Annotated in this window: 17 protein-coding genes and 1 tRNA gene; 5 read left to right on the top strand and 13 right to left on the bottom strand. The window is 68.2% G+C overall.

Annotated elements, in window-relative coordinates:
• Positions 1-6 precede the first annotated feature (6 nt).
• Both sucD and sucC read right to left on the bottom strand, forming a co-directional pair.
• Positions 7-891: a succinate--CoA ligase subunit alpha gene (sucD, locus tag MK181_01135; protein MCH2418396.1), complete on the bottom strand. Its 885-nt coding sequence runs from the start codon at positions 889-891 to the stop codon at positions 7-9.
• Positions 892-894: 3 nt separating this feature from the next.
• Positions 895-2,046, bottom strand: a complete 1,152-nt coding sequence (gene sucC / locus MK181_01130) for an ADP-forming succinate--CoA ligase subunit beta (protein MCH2418395.1) — start codon at positions 2,044-2,046, stop codon at positions 895-897.
• A gap of 157 nt (positions 2,047-2,203) precedes the next feature.
• Here sucC and MK181_01125 point away from each other — a divergent pair, with 157 nt between their 5' ends.
• Together MK181_01125 and MK181_01120 are read left to right on the top strand one after the other, a co-directional pair.
• Positions 2,204-2,707 (top strand): hypothetical protein, encoded by a 504-nt coding sequence (locus MK181_01125; protein MCH2418394.1) that lies wholly within the window; start codon positions 2,204-2,206, stop codon positions 2,705-2,707.
• Positions 2,704-3,417, top strand: a complete 714-nt coding sequence (locus MK181_01120; GenBank protein ID MCH2418393.1) for an alanyl-tRNA editing protein — start codon at positions 2,704-2,706, stop codon at positions 3,415-3,417. Before MK181_01125 ends, MK181_01120 begins: the two co-directional genes overlap by 4 nt.
• Before the next feature lie 38 nt (positions 3,418-3,455).
• Here MK181_01120 and MK181_01115 read toward each other — a convergent pair whose 3' ends face one another.
• Both MK181_01115 and MK181_01110 read right to left on the bottom strand, forming a co-directional pair.
• Positions 3,456-4,319, bottom strand: coding sequence for an MBL fold metallo-hydrolase (locus MK181_01115; GenBank protein ID MCH2418392.1), 864 nt, complete (start codon positions 4,317-4,319; stop codon positions 3,456-3,458).
• Entirely contained in the window at positions 4,316-4,510 is a 195-nt protein-coding gene (locus MK181_01110; GenBank protein ID MCH2418391.1) for a hypothetical protein, read from the bottom strand. The genes MK181_01115 and MK181_01110 overlap by 4 nt, the downstream gene beginning before the upstream one ends.
• A 46-nt stretch (positions 4,511-4,556) precedes the next feature.
• Between MK181_01110 and MK181_01105 the strand changes: the two genes are divergently transcribed.
• Positions 4,557-5,345, top strand: a complete 789-nt coding sequence (locus tag MK181_01105; protein MCH2418390.1) for a glucose 1-dehydrogenase — start codon at positions 4,557-4,559, stop codon at positions 5,343-5,345.
• Between the two features lie 19 nt (positions 5,346-5,364).
• On the opposite strand, the gene MK181_01100 is transcribed toward MK181_01105, so the two are convergent.
• From MK181_01100 to MK181_01075, 6 genes are all read right to left on the bottom strand, one after another.
• A complete protein-coding gene (locus MK181_01100) occupies positions 5,365-6,474 on the bottom strand; it encodes a hypothetical protein (protein MCH2418389.1) in 1,110 nt (369 codons plus the stop codon).
• Complete coding sequence (gene tmk / locus MK181_01095) at positions 6,471-7,070, bottom strand: dTMP kinase (protein ID MCH2418388.1); 600 nt, start codon at positions 7,068-7,070, stop codon at positions 6,471-6,473. Before tmk ends, MK181_01100 begins: the two co-directional genes overlap by 4 nt.
• Positions 7,067-8,527, bottom strand: coding sequence for an MFS transporter (locus MK181_01090; GenBank protein ID MCH2418387.1), 1,461 nt, complete (start codon positions 8,525-8,527; stop codon positions 7,067-7,069). Before MK181_01090 ends, tmk begins: the two co-directional genes overlap by 4 nt.
• An 84-nt stretch (positions 8,528-8,611) precedes the next feature.
• The gene (gene topA, locus MK181_01085) at positions 8,612-11,677 is read right to left on the bottom strand and encodes a type I DNA topoisomerase (GenBank protein MCH2418386.1); all 3,066 of its coding nucleotides are present in this window, start codon (positions 11,675-11,677) and stop codon (positions 8,612-8,614) included.
• Between the two features lie 330 nt (positions 11,678-12,007).
• Complete coding sequence (locus MK181_01080) at positions 12,008-12,454, bottom strand: ATP-binding protein (GenBank protein ID MCH2418385.1); 447 nt, start codon at positions 12,452-12,454, stop codon at positions 12,008-12,010.
• Complete coding sequence (locus MK181_01075) at positions 12,451-12,798, bottom strand: STAS domain-containing protein (protein ID MCH2418384.1); 348 nt, start codon at positions 12,796-12,798, stop codon at positions 12,451-12,453. Before MK181_01075 ends, MK181_01080 begins: the two co-directional genes overlap by 4 nt.
• Before the next feature lie 198 nt (positions 12,799-12,996).
• Here MK181_01075 and MK181_01070 point away from each other — a divergent pair, with 198 nt between their 5' ends.
• A complete protein-coding gene (locus MK181_01070) occupies positions 12,997-13,812 on the top strand; it encodes an HAD-IB family hydrolase (protein MCH2418383.1) in 816 nt (271 codons plus the stop codon).
• 161 nt (positions 13,813-13,973) lie between these two features.
• Positions 13,974-14,069 (top strand) — tRNA-Sec (locus MK181_01065).
• 53 nt (positions 14,070-14,122) lie between these two features.
• Here the strand turns inward: MK181_01065 and MK181_01060 are convergent.
• The 3 genes from MK181_01060 to MK181_01050 all read right to left on the bottom strand — a co-directional run.
• Complete coding sequence (locus tag MK181_01060; GenBank protein MCH2418382.1) at positions 14,123-15,061, bottom strand: sigma-70 family RNA polymerase sigma factor; 939 nt, start codon at positions 15,059-15,061, stop codon at positions 14,123-14,125.
• 249 nt (positions 15,062-15,310) lie between these two features.
• Positions 15,311-17,002: an NAD+ synthase gene (locus tag MK181_01055; GenBank protein ID MCH2418381.1), complete on the bottom strand. Its 1,692-nt coding sequence runs from the start codon at positions 17,000-17,002 to the stop codon at positions 15,311-15,313.
• A gap of 142 nt (positions 17,003-17,144) precedes the next feature.
• Positions 17,145-17,937 (bottom strand): glutamine synthetase (locus tag MK181_01050; protein MCH2418380.1); only part of this gene is annotated, 793 nt, incomplete at its 5' end.

The raw sequence follows: 17,937 nt of genomic DNA, 5'->3' as shown, positions 1-17,937 counted from the left end.
TGGCTCCTAGAGCTCGGCAACGATGCCGGCCATCAGTTCCCCGGCCTCGGTGGGGTTCAAGCCCACCCGGACCCCTGCCTCGCGGAGGGCGTCCATCTTGGCCGCCGCCGTGCCCTTGCCGCCCGAGACGATGGCTCCGGCGTGTCCCATCTTCTTGCCGGGTGGGGCCGTCACGCCGGCCACATAGGCCGAGATGGGCTTGGTCATCCGGGTGGCGATGAACTCGGCGGCCTCTTCCTCGGCCGAGCCTCCGATCTCGCCGATCATCATCACAGCCTTTGTGTCGGGATCGTCCTCGAAGGCCGCCAGGCAGTCGATGAACGACGTGCCGGGCACGGGATCCCCCCCGATACCAACGCACGTCGTACACCCGATGCCCTTCTCCCTGAGCTCGTACAGCGCCTGGTAGGTCAGGGTGCCGGAGCGGCTCACGATGCCCACCGGGCCGCCCGGCAGGGCGATATGCCCGGCCGTGATGCCGATGTTGCATTGGCCCGGCGAGATGATCCCCGGACAATTGGGGCCTAGTAGGCGGACCTGGGGATGGTCACGGCGAAGTCGGTTGTAGAAGTCGGCCTCGTCGTGGGCGGGAACGCCCTCGGTGATGGCCACGATGAACTCGACGCCCCCCTCGGCTGCCTCGATCACGGCCCCATGGACCCCGGCGGCCGGGATGAAGACGCACGACGCGGTGGCGCCCGTCTCGGCCACCGCCTCAGCCACCGTGGCAAAGACGGGAATACCGTCGACGTCGGTACCGGCCTTCCTCGGGTTGGTCCCGGCCACCACCCGGGTTCCGTAGTCCCGGTTCAGGAGGCCGTAGTAGCGACCCTGGCTGCCGGTCAACCCCTGGTAGACAACCCGGGTTTCGGCGTCGACGAAGATGCTCATCGCTCAGACCTCCCGACCCTCGGCCAGCTCCACGGCCCGACGGGCGGCGTCCAGCATGGTGGGTGCCATCTGGAGGACGTCGGACAGGTGCGGTTCGAGGATGGTCCGGCCCTCGTCGGCGTTGGTGCCGTCCAGGCGGATCACGATCGGGGAGTCGATGGCGACCCGCTCCAGCGCCTCGACGATGCCGTTGGCCACCTCCTCGCCCCGGGTGATCCCTCCGAAGATGTTGATGAAGATGGACCGTACGGCCGGATCGTTGTTGATGACCTCCAACGCCCCGGCCATCACCTCGGCGTTGGCCCCGCCTCCGATGTCTAGAAAGTTGGCCGGGCTGCCTCCGACCTGGTTGACCACATCGACCGTAGACATGGCCAGGCCAGCGCCGTTGGCAATCACTCCCACCGAGCCGTCCAACCCCACGTACTGGAGGCCCCGGGCGTGGGCCGCTGTCTCCCGTTCGTCCCGGGTCTGGGTCTCGTCGTACGCCGCGTAGTCCTCGTGGCGAAACACCGAATTGGCGTCCAGCGTGACCTTGGCGTCCAGAACGTGGATCCGACCCTCCGGTGTGAGGATCAGCGGGTTGATCTCCACCAGGTCGGCGTCACCGTCTACGTATGCCGCGTAGAGCTTTAGCAGGACGTCCACGGTGCCTTCCACGGCCGCCTCCGGCAGGTTGGCCGCTTCGACCCAGTCACGGGCCGTGGCCTCGTCCAACCCGTCGACCGGGTCAACCCAGACTTTGGCGATGGCGTCAGGGTTCTCGACCGCCACCGTCTCGATTTCGACGCCCCCCTCGGCTGACAGCATGCCCAGGTGCTTCTTGGCCGAGCGGTCCAGGGTGAACGAGGCGTAGTACTCGTCGGCGATGTCGGAGGCCTTCTCGATCCACACCCGGCCCACCACGTGGCCCCGGATGTCCAGCCCGAGGATGTCGTTGGCGTGGGTCCGGACGTCGTCGAGTGTGGCGGCGAACTTGATGCCCCCCGCCTTGCCCCTGCCGCCCGTGTGGACCTGGGCCTTGACCATCACCGGGGTGCCCAGGCGTTCGGCGGCGTCCACCGCCTCGTCGACGGTCAGCGCCACTTCGCCGGCCGACACCGGCATGCCGTACTGGGCAAAGAACCGCTTGCCCTGATACTCGAACAGGTCCACTCCGGCTTCCTCCCATAGGCCCCTAGATCAGTTCCGCCACCCCGGGCGCCGACATCCACCGGCGCCCGAACCGGGGCGATACTAGGCAGCACCGGGTCGGCGGTCCCCAACGGATCGGTGTCCGGACGGCGAATTCGGAGAGAAAGGCGTCACACCCATGACCGTGGCCCACGGAATCCGGTTCGACGTGCGCCGAGCCCTGGCCGTCACCGCCGTGGCGCTGGCTGGGGCCGTCGGGGCGCTGGTGGCGGTCCTCTGGCTAGCCGGGTCCACTAACGCCTTCGAGGTTCAGTTGGGCGACCCCGACTTCCGGGGGATAAATGCCGCTGACCTGGCCAAGGAGATTGCCGAGAACGGTCCGGTGCCCTTCCCTGACCTGGTCGGCCGGGATCTTCCCCTCTGGATCACCCACACCGGGTCCGACCCGGCCACCGGATGGTCTGCCTTCTCGGCCCGGACCCCCGGCGGAGCCAACCACTGTCTGGTGCAGTGGGACGCCGGAACCTCGACCTTCGTGGACTCGTGCGACCCGTTGTCGACCTGGCCTGCCGACGGACGGGGCCTCGGGGCCTTGGCCTGGCAGGTAGTGGACGGTGAGCTGAGGGTGGCGGTCGGTGGCAAACGCCCCGACGACTGGGCGACGGACGGGAGCGACGGGTGACCGACCGCTTGTATCTGCGGGACGCCGACCTACGGTCGTTCGAGGCCACCGTGGTCGCCGTCGACGGCGACCGGGTGGAACTGGACCGCACGGCCTTCTACGCCACCAGCGGGGGTCAACCCCATGACACGGGCCACCTGGTGTGGACGACTGGAGCCACCGCCGTCCTGGACGTCCGGACCGTTGACGAGAGGGTCCTCCACACGCTGTCCGGACCGGTCCCCGAAGTCGGTACCACGGTCACCGGTGAGGTTGACAACGAGCGACGGCGCCACATGATGCGCACCCACACCGCCATGCACGTGCTGTGCGGCGTGATGTGGAAGCACTGGAAGCGGGTGGTGACTGGCGGGAACATGGACGCCCTCTCAGGGCGCATGGACTTCGAGGTTGACCAGTTACCCGACGGCTTCGGAGCCGAGGTGGAAGCTCTCTGCAACACCGAGATCGCCGCCGACCGCCCCATCGAGGTCTCGTTCCTCCCCCGTGGAGAGGCGGTACTGGACCGGGAGCTCATCCGCACCAAGGTCAATCTGGTGCCTGAGTCAGTGGACGAGATCCGGGTGGTGGACATCGTCGGCCTCGACAAGCAGGCCGACGGTGGGACCCACGTATCGTCCACCGGCCAGGTCGGGCGTCTAGAGGTCGTAAAGACGGAATCCAAGGGAAAAGGATTCAAGCGGATCCGCTTCGTCCTGCACGACTCCTAACCGTTGGCCTCACCGCTGACCGGGCGGCAGGAGGCCACTCAGGGCAGGGTGAGCGTGGTGAGGTCCCGGGCCACGACCACGTCACCCGTGTAACCACCGGACCGGACGTCGTCCTCAAAGGCCTGCTCGTCGGCCTCCGACCCTGGAGGCGGGATGAGGTGGGTGAGCACCAGCCGGGAAACGCCCAGATCCTCAGCCTGACGACCAATAGCGACCGTGTCTGCGTGGTAGTCAAGGATGAACCTCCGCTGCTCGGACAGGGCCCGGACCTCGGAGAACCGCATGGCCTCGTAGACCAGCACGTCAGTCCCTGCTGCCAAGTCGGCCACCTCGTCACACACCACCGTGTCGCCGGAAACCACTACCACGCCATCCGGAGTCTCGACCCGGTAGCCGACCGCCGGACGCACCGGCTCATGGCGGACCCGGCCGGCCAGCACCCGGACATCGGCGGCCCGCCAGACCTCCGTCGGTGCGGCCGGTAACCCGAAAGGCCTTACATCCACCTCGGGACCCCGGTCCCGGCCGGCGTGGGCCGCCCGCACTGCCAGGTCCTCGGCCCACCGGTCGGCCAGGCCGTCCACGAACCGGATACAGGGGCCAGCGGGCGCCACCACTGGGATGGGCGGCAGGTCCCTCTGCCGGTCCAGCACCCACCGGGTGAGGAGTAGGTCGTCCAGGCCCACCAGGTGGTCGGAGTGATGGTGGGTGAGGAACACAGCGTCTAGTCCGCCGGGAGACGTACCGGCCCCCAGCAGCCGCATGACGGTGGACCGGCCGACGTCGAACTGGAGCCGCACCGTGCCCCCAGACCCCTCGTAGACGACCAGCACCCCGGGACCCGCCCGGTCGGCGGTGGCGATCGGCGTCCCGGTGCCGGTGACGATAACGGTGGTGGTCACTCCCCCTCCCGGACAACCAGGCGTTCCACCTCTACCAGTGTGTCGTGGAAGGCAGCCGAGCCCAGCCGACGCCCCAGACCCAGGTTGGTCAGGGTGTTGGCCCCCCGACCGTCCCGGACCGTCACCTCCCAGGCACAAGTATCCGGACAGTCGTGGTGGTAGGTGCCCTTCACCGTCTTTCCAGTGGTCACCGGGCAAGCCTGCCAGACCGGCCCCCGCGTGTGCGATGCTCGCCCCATGACCGGAATGGGAAAACGGCTGGAGGGCAAGGCTGCCTTCATCACCGGAGCGGCGTCCGGAATCGGTCGGCAGAGCGCCTTGCGGTTCGCCGCCGAGGGGGCGCTGGTCGCCGTGGTGGACGTGGACGCCGGCGGGGCATCTACCGTGGCCAACGAGGTGGTCGAGGCTGGTGGAAAGGCCATAGCCCTGAGGGCTGACGTCTCCTCAGAGGACGAAGTGGCGGCGGCTGTCGCCGACGCCGAGGAGGCCTTCGGTCGCCTGGACGTGGTGTTCAACAACGCCGGGATCATGCACGGAGATGACGGAGACGCCGAGGCCACCGAGGAGACGGTCTGGGACCTGACCATGGACATCAACCTGAAGGGCGTCTGGTTCGGCTGCCGGCACGGGATCCCGGCATTACGCCGGTCGGGTGGCGGCTCCATCATCAACACAGCCAGCTTCGTGGCCCTTGTGGGGGCAGCCACCCCACAGTTGGCCTACACGGCCTCCAAGGGCGCAGTACTGGCCATGACCCGCGAGCTGTCGGTCATCCATGCCCGCGAGAACATCCGGGTCAACGCCCTGTGCCCCGGCCCGCTGCGCACCGAGTTGCTGATGTCGTTCCTGGACACCGAGGAGAAACGGCAGCGTCGGCTGGTCCACGTTCCGATGGGACGATTCGGCGAGGCATCAGAGATCGCTGAGGCCGCCCTGTGGCTGGCCTCTGACGAGTCCTCGTACGTCACGGGCACCGACTTTTCTGTGGACGGCGGCCTAACCGCCGCCTACGTCACCCCCGAATAACCGACCGGCGGGCAGCCGATCAGACCCCGTTTCGCCCCCCAACCGGGAGGTCCAAGAAGAGGGCCTGGAGCAGCAGCGTCTCGTTGGGGTTGCGGATCAGTTCGCCGGTGGCCTCGGTAATCCGGGCCGTCGCGTCCATGTCGGCCTCACCGCCCGATCCGGCGGCCCGGTCCCGGTAGGACCGGCTAATCGTGGCCAGCCCGAACCGCAGCTCGTCGTCCCGGAGTCGACGCACCTCTCGCCGTTGGCGTTCGACCAGCGTCCTGCGACCTGACCCGCGGGTCCCGAAGGCTTCTTCGCGTTCAGTCAACTCTTCCAGCTCCACGGCGTGGCGGGTCACTAGCGGCGCCTGAGCCTCGTCTATCAAGGCCCGCATCTCCTCGACCACCACGGCGACCGCCGCCCCGGTTCCGTCCAGGCGGGACGGAACGGCGTGCCAGGCGTTTCGCCGCCCGTGGAACGCCGGGTCCTGGGCCAGCAGCCGGGCCCGGGAGAGACTCCCGGCGGCCGCCTCGGCCAACTCGGTGGCCCGGTCGGAGGGCACCCCGTCGGCTTTCAACACGTCGGACACCACTTCGTCGGTCAGCGGAGGGAGGTCGACTCGTACGCAACGAGAGGCGACGGTGACGTGGGAGTCAGGGACCTCCTCGGACAGCAGCACGAACACGGTCGTGGCCGGCGGCTCCTCAATGGTCTTGAGCAGGCTGGCCACCGCCTCCGGTTCGGCGGTGTCGAACCGGTCAACCACCACCACCTTGTGAGTTGCTTCGACCGGCGACCTCCAACCCTCCACGGTGATCTCCCTGGCGTCAGCCACCAGCAGAGACCGGCCCTCGGGCTCCACCTCGAGGAGGTCCGGATGGTGTCCGACGGCGGACAGACGCCGGTGGCGGGAGGCCGACGGCGAATCTGGCCCGTCCGGCGCACCGGAGGCGAACAGGGACCCAGCGAAGGCCCGGGCAGCTTCGCCTCGCCCCGCACCGGGTGGCCCGACCAGCAGATAGGCGTGGACCGGGGACCAGGCCGCCGTCCGAAGGAGGGCCACGGCAGCCTCCTGGCCCACCACGGTGTCCCATAGCGCGTCCTCGTCCAAGGGCGCCAGGCCGTCGGCTGACGCTCCGGAGGTCACGACAACCGCTGGTCGACGGCGGTGGCTACCCGGTCGGCCACCTCTTCGATGGGCCCGGTGCCGTCCACCACCACCCACCGGTCCGGGTCGGCGGTGGCCATCTGCCGGTAGGCAGCCACCACGGCGGCCTGGAGGTCGTTTCCGGCCTGTTCGATCCGGTCTAGGTCGCCGCCCAGACGGTCGCCGGCCAGCGGGGTGTCGACCTCAATGAGTACCACCAGGTCGGGTGCCAGGTCCCGGGTGGCGAAGCGGTTGACCTCCGCCACCGCTTCAGCTCCCAGACCCCGGCCGTGACCCTGGTAAGCCACCGACGAAGCCACGTAGCGGTCCGAAACCACGTCCTGTCCAGCAGCCAGGGCCGGGGCTACCACCTGGGCCACGTGCTGGGCCCGGGCGGCGGCCATCAGGAGGGCCTCGGCCCGGTCCACCGGGGCGTCGCCCTCCGGGTCCAGGACTAGGTCGCGGATCCGTTCGCCGAGTGGGGTACCGCCGGGCTCCCGGGTGAACACCGCACCCAGGCGCTCAGCGAGCAGGCGGGCTTGGGTGCTCTTACCGGTGCCGTCGGCCCCCTCCACGACGATGAACCGCCCCGTCATGCCGGGCCGTCCCCGTCGTCCGAGGATCGACGGCCCAGTTGGCCGGCCCGCAGCGAGGCGACGGCCACCGCTCCGGAGGCCAGGATGATCAGGGCGGCCAACCACAGGGTGAGGCGCACCCCGGGCACGTCCACCCCAATGCCCAGGACCTCCACGTGGCGGTCCCACAGCACGCTGGACAACCGGTCCAGTAGGTCCTCCATAAGGGGCCCGACCACCAGGGCCAGGAGCACGCAGGCTCGGACCAGCAGGTAGAAGGTGGCGAAGATCCGTCCTCTTAGCTGGTCCTCGACGTTCTCGTGGAGCAGGGTGAAGCCGAGTACGTAGACCGACCCGGCACACACGCCGATGCAACCCACCATGGCCGTCGAGACGTGGACTTGGCCGATCGACGCTGCTAGGGCCAGGAAGGTCCCGGCGCCGACCAGCGACAGGGTGAAGGTCCGGGCCTTGTCGAGCCGACGTTGTAGGGCCGACACCACAGCTACCCCGGCGGCCACGCCCAGGCCCAGGGCGGTGATCAGTACGCCGAGGCCCGACTTCCCGGCCCCCAGTACCTCGTCGGCGTAGATGGCTCCAAGGGGCACCAACATCCCCCCGCCGATCAGCCCGGTGGCTAGGCCCATGATCACCGTGCGGACTACCGGGTTCACGAAGGCGAACCGCCATCCCTCCCGTAACTCGGCCACTGGGTGGGCTAGGGCGGTCCGACGCCCACCGGTTGAGCGGCGTTCGGCCCGTGACCGGGTTGGTAGGTCCAGGGTGAAGATCAGGTAGGCGGTCACCAGGAACGACAGGGCATTGGCATAGAAGGCCAGGCCCATGTCGTCAAGGCGCACGTTTTCAGCCCACGCCGAGTCGAACAGTGCCGTGGAGAGGCGACCGAACAAGGCCATCAGGCCGGCGCCCAGAGGAAAGGTGCCGTAGGCGGCGACCAGCGAGAGCGAGTTGGCGGTAGCCAGTGAGTCTTCGGGTACCACATGGGGGACCGAGGCCTCTTTGGCTGGCCCCCACAGCATGGTGAAGGCCTCTAGGAGCAACGAGGCCAGGAACAGGCCGATCAGGGTGTCCACGAACGGTAGGGAAACCATGACGAGGGCCCGACCCACGTCGCACGTCACCATGGTCCGCTTGCGGTCCCACCGGTCGACCAGCACCCCGGCGACCGGTCCGAAGAAGAACCCGGGAACGATCCGGGCGGCCAGCACCAGGCTCAGCGCGGCGCCTTCGTTCCCGGAACCCAACCGGATGGCCAGGATGGCGATGGCCAGCAAGCCCAACCAGTCGCCCGTGGCCGACACCACCTGGGCGAGCCACAACCGGAAGAAGGCCGGTGTTCCAAACAGGCGGGCCCGCAGCGCCCGACGGCCCCCGACGGGCAGGAACGGTGCCAGGTCGTCGCCAGACGCCGGATCGTCCCGGCGGTTGGCCGCATCCCGTCCGGTCGATCCGCTCACCCCTCCACTTTAGAAGAGGGGCGGCCGGTCCCCGGAGGCGTGCCGGGTGGGGAACCGGGACGGTGGACGTTTGCTGGAGTCCGGTCAGCGCTTCTTCTTAGCTGGGCCCTTCATCCGTCGCTCGGCCAAAAGCTCGGAAGCCCGCTCGTCAGTGAGCTCCTCGACGGCGTCACCTCGCTTAAGCGAGGCGTTGTACTCGCCGTCGGTGACGTAGGGGCCCCAGTTACCGTCCTTCAGGACCATCGTCTTGCCGGACGCCGCGTCGACGCCTAACTCCCGCAGGGGTGGTCGGGCCACCGTCCGGCCCCGGCGCTTCGGCTGGGCCAGCACCTCCAGGCACTCTTCCAGGGTGATGGTCAGGAGCTGCTCCTCCTTGTCGAGGCTGCGGCTGTCCGCTCCCTTCTTGAGGTAGGGGCCGAAGCGCCCGTTCTGCACGGTGATCTCCACACCGTCGGCGGGGTCCGTGCCGACCATCCGGGGCAGGCTCAGCAACTGCATGGCGTCCTCGAAGGTGATCCTCTCCAGGGTCATGGTTTGGAACAGCGACGCCGTCCGGGGTCGGGGCTGGTCGTCGACCTCGGCCTGGCGGTCCACTTCATCGATTAGGGCGGTGATGTCGGGGAAGTCGGCGGCCACCTCAGCCACGGCGTCCAGGTTGGCTAGGCGGGACTCCGCCTTGTCGTCGGTCCGGACCTCGTCCAGGTACCCGGAGGCCTCCAGGATGTCCTGAAGCACCACGTCTGGTGGCTGGTCGGGGTCGAGGCCATCGACCAGCCCGAGGACGTCACCGATGCCAGCCAACGGTCGGCCAGTGATCCCGAGTTCGGCCGACCGAGCAAGAGCCTCTGTCGGCGTCGACCCGGACCTCACATCGGCCTCCAGGCGGTCTAGCGCCTTCTTGCCGACCCCCCGCTTGGGGACGGTAAGCACAAGGCGGGTTGCCGCCCCGGTGAGGCGACCGGCGGCCAGGCGGAGGTAGGCCATCGCCACCTTCACCTCCCGGCGGCTTGTGGGCAACGCCATCAGCCGAGCTTCCGGAGATCCAGGGCTCGGCCGCTCGGGGAGGCGCCCCAGCGATACGTAGGGGCCAAACCGGCCGGAGCGGGCTACCACGGGAAGGCCGGTCTCCGGGTCGGTCCCTAGGTCCCGGTCGCCGGGGGTGTTCAGGTACTCCAGCGCCCGGTCCACGGTCAACTCGTCGAGCGGCACGTCGTCAGGGATGGATGCCGTCTCCTCGCCTACCTGCACGTAAGGGCCGAACTTTCCGTACCGAGCCACCACCGGCTCGCCGTCATCCGTGGCGCCCAGCGGCACAGTCGAGACGCCCCGGGGGTCGATCTCCCCTAGGCGGGCCGTCACCTTGGCGTGCAGGCCAATGTCGTCGTCCGAGCCGAAGTAGAAGGACTGCAGCCACGGCACCCGCTCGGCCTCTCCGTTGGCGATCTGGTCCAGGTCCTCCTCCATGGCGGCCGTGAAGTCGTAGTCGACTAGCCGGGGGAAGTGCCGCTCCAGGAGGGTGGTGACTGCGAAAGCGCTCAGCGTGGGCACCAGGGCCGAGCCCTTCTTCCACACGTAGTTGCGCTGGATGGTCTCCATGATTGAGGCATAGGTCGAGGGGCGACCCACCCCGAACTCCTCCATCCCCTTGACTAGCGAGGCCTCGGTGTAGCGGGCTGGCGGCTGGGTGGTGTGCCCCTCGGGAACCACCTCGTTCACGTTCACCGTCGCGCCGACGGCCACCGCCGGGAGGACCCGTTCGGCCTCCTCGCCATCGGCGTCGTCGGACTCCACCTCGTACGCCCGACGGAAGCCCTGGTGGGAGATCACTGTTCCGCTGGCTGCCAGGGTTGCCTCCCGGCCCACTTCGGACCCCTCGGGCCCCACCTCGGCGATGGCTCGGACCGTGACCGTCTCGCCTACCGCGTCGGTCATCTGGGATGCCACGGTTCGACGCCAGATCATCTCGTAGACCCGGGCCTCTGACGACGGGACTTCTCCGGCCACCTCGTCCGGATGACGGAATCGGTCCCCGGCCGGACGGATTGCCTCATGGGCCTCCTGGGCGTTGCGGACTTTGTTGGCGTAGGTCCGGGGAGCATCGGGCAGGTGGTCGGCGCCGAACCGCTCTCGAACCTCGGCCCGGGCGGCCCGCACTGCGGTGTCCGACAACGTGGTGCTATCGGTACGCATGTACGTGATGTAGCCCTTCTGGTATAGCCCCTGAGCGGCGTGCATGGCCAGTGAAGAGGAGAGCCGTAGCCGTCGACCTGCCTCCTGCTGGAAGGTCGACGTGGTGAACGGCGCGGCGGGACGCCGCCGGTACGGCTTGGCCTCCACCGAGTCCACGGTCGCCGTCCGCCCCTGCAGGCCGACGGTCAGGGCGTCTGCCGAGGCCTGGTCCAGGACTAACACGTCGTCCCGGTCGGGACAGCCATCGTCGCCGAAGTCGCGCCCGGACGCCACCCGGCGGCCGCTGACCTCAACCAGGCGGGTAGTGAAGACCTGACCATCGGTGGTGGCCACGGTGGCCGTCAGGTCCCAGTACCCAGCCGCCAAGAAAGCCATCCGCTCGCGTTCGCGTTCGACCACCATCCGTGTGGCCACGCTCTGCACCCGGCCGGCCGACAACCCAGCGCCGATCATCCGCCACAGCACCGGCGAGAGTTCGTACCCGTAGAGGCGGTCCAGGATTCGCCGAGTCTCCTGGGCATCAACGAGGCGGCGGTCTAGTTCACGGGTGTTCGCCAACGCCTCGGCGATGGCCCCCTTGGTGATCTCGTGGAACACCATCCGGTGGACCGGCACCTTGGGGTTCAGAACCTCCAATAGGTGCCAGGCAATGGCTTCGCCCTCACGGTCCTCATCGGTAGCGAGGTAGAGATGGTCAGCGTCCTTCAGCAGGCGCTTGAGGTGTGCCATCTGCTGCTTCTTGTCGGCGTTTACGACGTACAGGGGCTTGAAATCGTTGTGGATGTCGACGCCTGTCTTGGCCCACGACTCACCCTTGTAGGCGTCCGGCACGTCGGAGGCCCGTTGCGGCAGATCACGCACGTGGCCGATCGAGGACTCCACGACAAAGCCATCGCCCAGATAACCAGCGATCGTCTTGGCCTTCGCCGGTGACTCAACGATGACGAGGGAAGTGCTCACGCCATCCACTGTTGGCCGCGGGAGCGGTGCGTTGTCAAGCACCCTCCACCAACAGGCCGGGTGCCGGACAGCACCGAGACCCCTACCACTGCGGCAACAATCGGGAGGATCCAGCTGGCTAAATCGATCCCCGAGAATGGCATCATCGGGCGTTCCACGGCGCGTGCCAGGGGCGTTTGCCCCCCAACCACGTGAGGTTCGGTACGGGTCGATTGCCTGCCATGGGTCCTATCCGGTGGGTTCGCGACCGGAGGCACCGTAGTGGTCGCCCCCGGGCATCCCACCGGACACGGTTACGACAACGTCCGCCGCGCTGAGCCGGAATCCGGCTCAGCGGCCCCGCGATCCGAGGGTGAGGCGCACCACGGTGCCGTTCGGCCCGCTCTCCACGACCGCCTCGTCGGCCAGACGCCGCATGAGCGAAACACCTAGCCCCGACTCGTGATCCAACCGCTCCGCCGTCTCCACAGGTGGCAGATCCGGAACAGACCCGGCGTCAAAGCCGGGCCCGTGGTCGGCTACCTCCACCACGATCCGGTCCCCTGACGGCTCGCACCGGACGAGGATTGGATCGACGACTCCGACCGACGCCTGGGCCTTGATGGCGTTGGACACCGCCTCGGACACGACGAGCCGTAGGTCTGCCACCCGGCCCGGGTCCATGGACGACTCGAGCCCCGCCGTGGCCCCAACGATGGCCCGTACCAGCTGCAGGTACTCGGCCCGGGCGGGCACCACCAACTCCACAGCACCCCCACGGGCCCGACGGAGCGTCACGCCGTCTCCCGTTCGGGGGCCACGTCGTCCACCGACCCGTAGAGGGTAAACACCCGGTCCAGGTCGCACATCTCGAAGACCCGCCGGAGACGCGGCTCCGGGCAGACCACCGATAGCTCACCGTCGTGGGTCCGGAGCCTCCGCAGGGCCCCCACCACAACCCCCAACCCTGTGGAGTCAATAAAGTCGACCGCCGTCAGGTCCAACACCACGTGGCGCTCCCCGGCGGCCGCCTCGGCGACCACGGCCTGGCGGAGCCGGGGCGCCCCGGCCAGGTCCAACTCGCCGACCAGAACGAGTACGACGCAGTCGTCGCGAGGGGAACGATGGACGTCGAGCCGCATTGGTCTCCCGTACCCCTCTTCGACCGCCGAACGTACTCAACGCTAGACGACACCCAGTCCGTCGAGCCGTCGTTGTCCGGCCCGGCAGCAGTCCAAGGGGCGCATGATCGCCGTGGCCGTCAGAATCATGTCGGAGAGAATCGCCACAAGCGGCTGCACCACACCGCCCTGTCGCCAAGCCGACCTAGGATCGAGGGCGTGGAGGCGGCCTTCTTCGACCTCGACAAGACGGTCATCGCACGGGCCTCCATGGCCGCCTACGGCCCCGCGCTACACCGGGCGGGCTATCTGAGCGCTCCGATGGCCCTCCGAGCGGCCTGGGGCCAGCTCCTCTTCCGGTTCTTCGGAGCCGACGAGTCGGCTATGGACCGGGCCCGCAGGACCGCCCTGCGACTGGCTGCCGGCTGGGAGCAGGAGGGGCTCAGGCGCCTGGCCCATGACCACCTGGCCCAGGTGATCGAGCCCATCGTCTACGACGAGGCCCTCGACCTGTTCGCCCACCACCGGGCCGAAGGACGGCTGCTGGTCCTGGTGTCAGCCTCACCCATTGAGATCGTGGCCCCGCTGGCCGACCACCTCGGGGTGGACGAGTTCGTAGCCACCACCCCCATGGTCGACGCCGAAGGCCGCTACACAGGGGAGGTTGAGTTCTACGCCCAGGGTCCGGGAAAGGCCGACGCCATGCGACGCCTGGCCCATGACCGAGAGATCGACCTGGTGGATTCGTGGGCCTACTCGGACTCGGCCACCGACCTCCCGATGCTCGAGGCGGTCGGGCACCCGGTGGTCGTCAACCCCGATCGGGAACTTCGCCGAGAAGCCGAGAAGCGGGGCTGGCCGATCCGCGAGTTTGAGAACCCGGTACCGCTGGGCGACCGGGTCCCGATTGACCGAAACTGGATCGCGGCCAGCGCTCTCACCGCGGTAGTGCTGCTGGGCGCAATAGCCGGTGTCCGAAGGCTCCGGCGGCCATCCCGTCGGACCCAACCGACGGCACCGAACGGCCGAGACTAGATCGAGCGGACCTTCCGTACGGCCGCAGCCACCAGGGCGACCAGGGCCCCCAGCATCAGAAACTTCTTCATACCCCGCATGCTACGACGACCCGGCTCGCGATCGCACGGCTGGTCGTCCCCACGTGGCGATCGGGGCCGATGCCCCGTACCGTCACCGGTGGAGGTGTCTGAGTACCTGGTGGGCTCCCCCGCCTTCAAAGCGGGTGGGACGGGCGATCCCCGTCCGGCGGGTTCGATTCCCGTCCACCTCCGCCAGTCTCATCATCCGGACCGGTCGCCGGCGGGGCGCCCGGAACCCAACCGGCGGATCAGACAGCCAACAGGTCGCGGGCGCCCGTGTCGCTGCTTGGGTGCCGCAACTTGGACATGGCCCGGGCCTCGATCTGGCGAATTCGCTCACGGGTCAAGTTGAAATGCTCCCCGACCTCTTCGAGGGTCCGGGGCTCGCCGCGGTCCAAGCCGAAGCGCAGCTTCAAGATCTCGCGTTCCCGAGAGTCCAGTGGAGCCAGCAGGCGGCTGATCTCCTCGGGAAGCAGGGATGTGGCCGCCACCTCAAACGGCGACTCGGCCGCCCGGTCCTCGACCACGTCGCCCAACTCGGCGTCGCCGTCCTCACGGAGCGGCTCGCTGAGCGACAGGGGTTCTGCGGCGAAGCGCAGCGCCTCGGTCACCTTGTCCTCGGGCATCTCCACCTCGAGGGCCAGTTCGGCCAACGTGGCCTGGCGGCCCAACTTGAGCTCTAGCCGCGACCGGGCCTTCTGGAGGCGGGCCAGGGTGTCACCGGCATGCACGGGCAGGCGGATTGTCCGACCGGTGTTGGCGATGCCTCGGGTGATGGCCTGACGGATCCACCAGGTGGCATACGTGGAGAACTTAAAGCCCTTTCGCCAGTCGAACTTCTCGACGGCGTGCATCAGGCCCAGGTTGCCCTCCTGGATGAGATCCAGCAGCGGCAGCCCGGAGGCTTGATACTTCTTGGCGATAGAGACGACCAGCCGCAGGTTCGACTGGACGAAGGTGCGCTCGGCGTCCTCGCCACGCTTCAGGTTGCGCTTGAGCTCACGGCGGCGGGCCGGTGCAAGATCGTCTCCCCCGTCGGCCAACCCGGCCCGAGCCTCGACCCCGGCCTCAATCTGCTGGGCGAGGCGGACCTCACCCTCTTTAGTCAGCAGCGGATACTGGCCGATGTCGGTGAGGTACAGGCGGACAAGGTCTTCCTCGTCCCGTTCGATCCGCTCCTTGGCCACCCTCGAACCTCCTCCAGCCGGGGAAGCACCACCACCGGCGGTGCCCTCCGAGTCCTTCGCCCTGTCCGATCAGCCACCGGCCGGACCGGACCCACCCGGTCGTATCGGCCCGCTCCCCCGATCGTCGGCCACCCTATCTACGGCCCTCCAGACCACAACGTGAAAACGTGACCATTGTCACGAATCATGGCGAAACATCCCGTGGCTGTCACCTATTCCTGTCAGTCGTTCCTCATCCACACCGGACCCTCAGCCCCGGTAGTGGTTGACGATGGGCATTCGGCGGTCCCTCCCGAAGCCCTTCACGGTGACCTTCGGACCCAGCGGGGTCTGTCGGCGCTTGTACTCGGCGGCGTCGACCAGTGCGACGATCCGATCGACGAGGTCAGGGGCGTGACCGTCGGCCACCAACTCGGACCGGGTCCGGTTCCCCTCGATATAGGCCTCCAGAACGGGATCCAGCACGTCGTAGGGGGGCAGGCTCTGGTCGTCGCGTTGGTCGGGCCGCAGTTCGGCCGAAGGTGGCTTGTTAAGAATGGCCTCTGGAACCACAGCCCGGCCATCAGCCCCTGGGGACTGGGCATTGCGCCACCGGCAGAGCTCGTAGACGCGGGTCTTGGTGACGTCCTTAATCACCGCGAAAGCTCCCGCCGTGTCGCCGTACAGGGTGGTGTAGCCGACGGCCGACTCGCTCTTGTTGCCGGTGGACAGGACCAGCCAACCATTGGCGTTGGCCCGGGCCATCAACAGCACGCCTCGGATCCGAGACTGCAGGTTTTCGTCGGTCAAACCAACCGGCTCACCCTCCGGTGTGGTAGCCAGCACCCCGCCAACCGCCTGGTGGACCTCCTCAATGGGCAACGTGAGGTCGTCAAGCCCCTGGCGAGACACCAGGTCCTCGGCATCAGACACCGAGTGCTCGCTGGAGTGACGGGACGGCATCAGCACGGCATGCACCCGGTCCGGACCCAGGGCGTCGGCGGCAACAGTGGCCACAAGGGCCGAGTCCACCCCGCCGGACAAACCGAGGCAGACGTCGGTGAAGCCGCTCTTGCGAACGTAGTCGCGGGTAGCCAGCACCAGGGCTCCGTAGAGCTCGCCGACCTCGTCAAGGGGGGCCAACGGGGGGACCACCAGGTGGTCAGATCGGTTGACTGGATCCGACACGTCGATCACCGGAAGGACATCGGACGGAGCGGACACCTCGTCGACGTCGACGTCGAGGCAGACGACTGCTTCTTCGAACCGGGGGGCGCGCCCGATGATCTGACCCGTCGGGTCGGCCACCATCGACCCGCCGTCGAACACCAGTTGGTCCTGGCCCCCCACCAGGTTCACGTAGGCCACCGGCCGTCCCGACCAGGTCGCGGTAGCCGTCACCACCGACTCCCGGGCCGCTTGCTTACCCCGGTGGTAGGGCGACCCGTTGATGGTGGCCACCATCTCGGCTCCACCTGCTACCAGTCGCTCGACCGGCCCACCGGGCACCCACAGGTCTTCGCAGATGGCGAGGCCTACCCGCACCCCGGCCACCCGGAACAGTTGGAGGGGACCGGTTCCAGCCTGGAAGTCCCGGGCCTCGTCGAACACGTCGTAGGTGGGCAAGCACTCCTTGTGGACCGTCCCGAGGATCCGTCCGTTCCGGCATACGGCTAGGGCGTTGTAGACCGTTCCGTCGGGTCCAGGGTCAGCGAAGCCGACGGCCAGGGCGCACCGGTCGCTGAGGGCCGCCACCTCGTCAAGTGCAGCCCGGCTGTCGGCCACGAAGCCCGGCTTGTGGACCAGGTCCTCCAGCGGGTAGCCGGTGATCGCCATCTCGGGGAAGAGGGCCAGGTCGCAGTCGGCAACCTGGTCCAGTCGTCGACGAATCCGGTCCACGTTGCCGGGCAGGTCCCCGACCACCGTGTCGATCTGCATCAGCGCTAGCCGGACCCGGTTCATGGGTGCAGCGTACCGACGGGCTCCCTCAGCCATCTGGGCCGGGAGCCTCCTGACTGTCGTGTCAGGAGCCGATCAGGAAGGGCCGTCGAAAACGACGGAACCCCCGGCCGGAGCCGGGGGTTCCGCAGCGAAGTCCGGGCGGTCAGCCGGCCAGGGCCTCACAACAGGTGTTGGTGATCAGCCGGGTGACCACATACGGGTCCATGTTGGCATTCGGGCGACGATCCTCGATGTAGCCCTTCTGGTCCAGGTGGACCTGCCACGGAATGCGAACTGAGGCGCCCCGGTCGGACACGCCGTAGTTGAACTGGTCGTAGCGCTGGGTCTCGTGGGCGCCGGTCAGACGCTCCTCGGACCCAAGCCCGTAGCCGGCAATGTGCTCGGCTGGCTTGCCCTCAGCACCCAGTGCCTCGCATGCCGTGATGACAGCGTCGTAGCCCTCGCGCATGGCGTTGGTCGAGAAGTTGGTATGGGCACCGGCACCGTTCCAGTCGCCCTTGATGGGCTTGGCGGCCACTGAGGCGTCGACCCCGAAGTTCTCGGCCACCCGGTAAAGCAGGTACCGGGCCATCCAGACCTGGTCGGCGGCAGCCACCGTATTGACCGGGCCAATCTGGAACTCCCACTGACCGAGCATCACCTCGGCGTTGGTCCCCGAGATAGCCAGGCCGGCATCCATACAGGCCTTGGTGTGGGCCTCGACGATGTCGCGACCGGCGATCTCAATGGCCCCTACGCCGCAGTAGTACGGGCCCTGTGGCGCCGGGTATCCCTCAACCGGCCAGCCAAGCGGGCGACCCTCCAGGAAGAAGGTGTACTCCTGCTCGATGCCGAAGACGGGCTCCTGGTCGGCGTACTTCTCGTAAACCTCCACGCAGGCCGCTCGCGAATTGCTCGGGTGGGGAGTCATCTCCCCGTCGGGCAGGCAAACGTCG

The sequence above is a fragment of the Acidimicrobiales bacterium genome (assembly GCA_022452035.1).
In the GTDB taxonomy this organism is placed as follows: Bacteria; Actinomycetota; Acidimicrobiia; order Acidimicrobiales; family MedAcidi-G1; genus UBA9410.
This window is presented reverse-complemented; position numbering and strand designations above follow the sequence as displayed.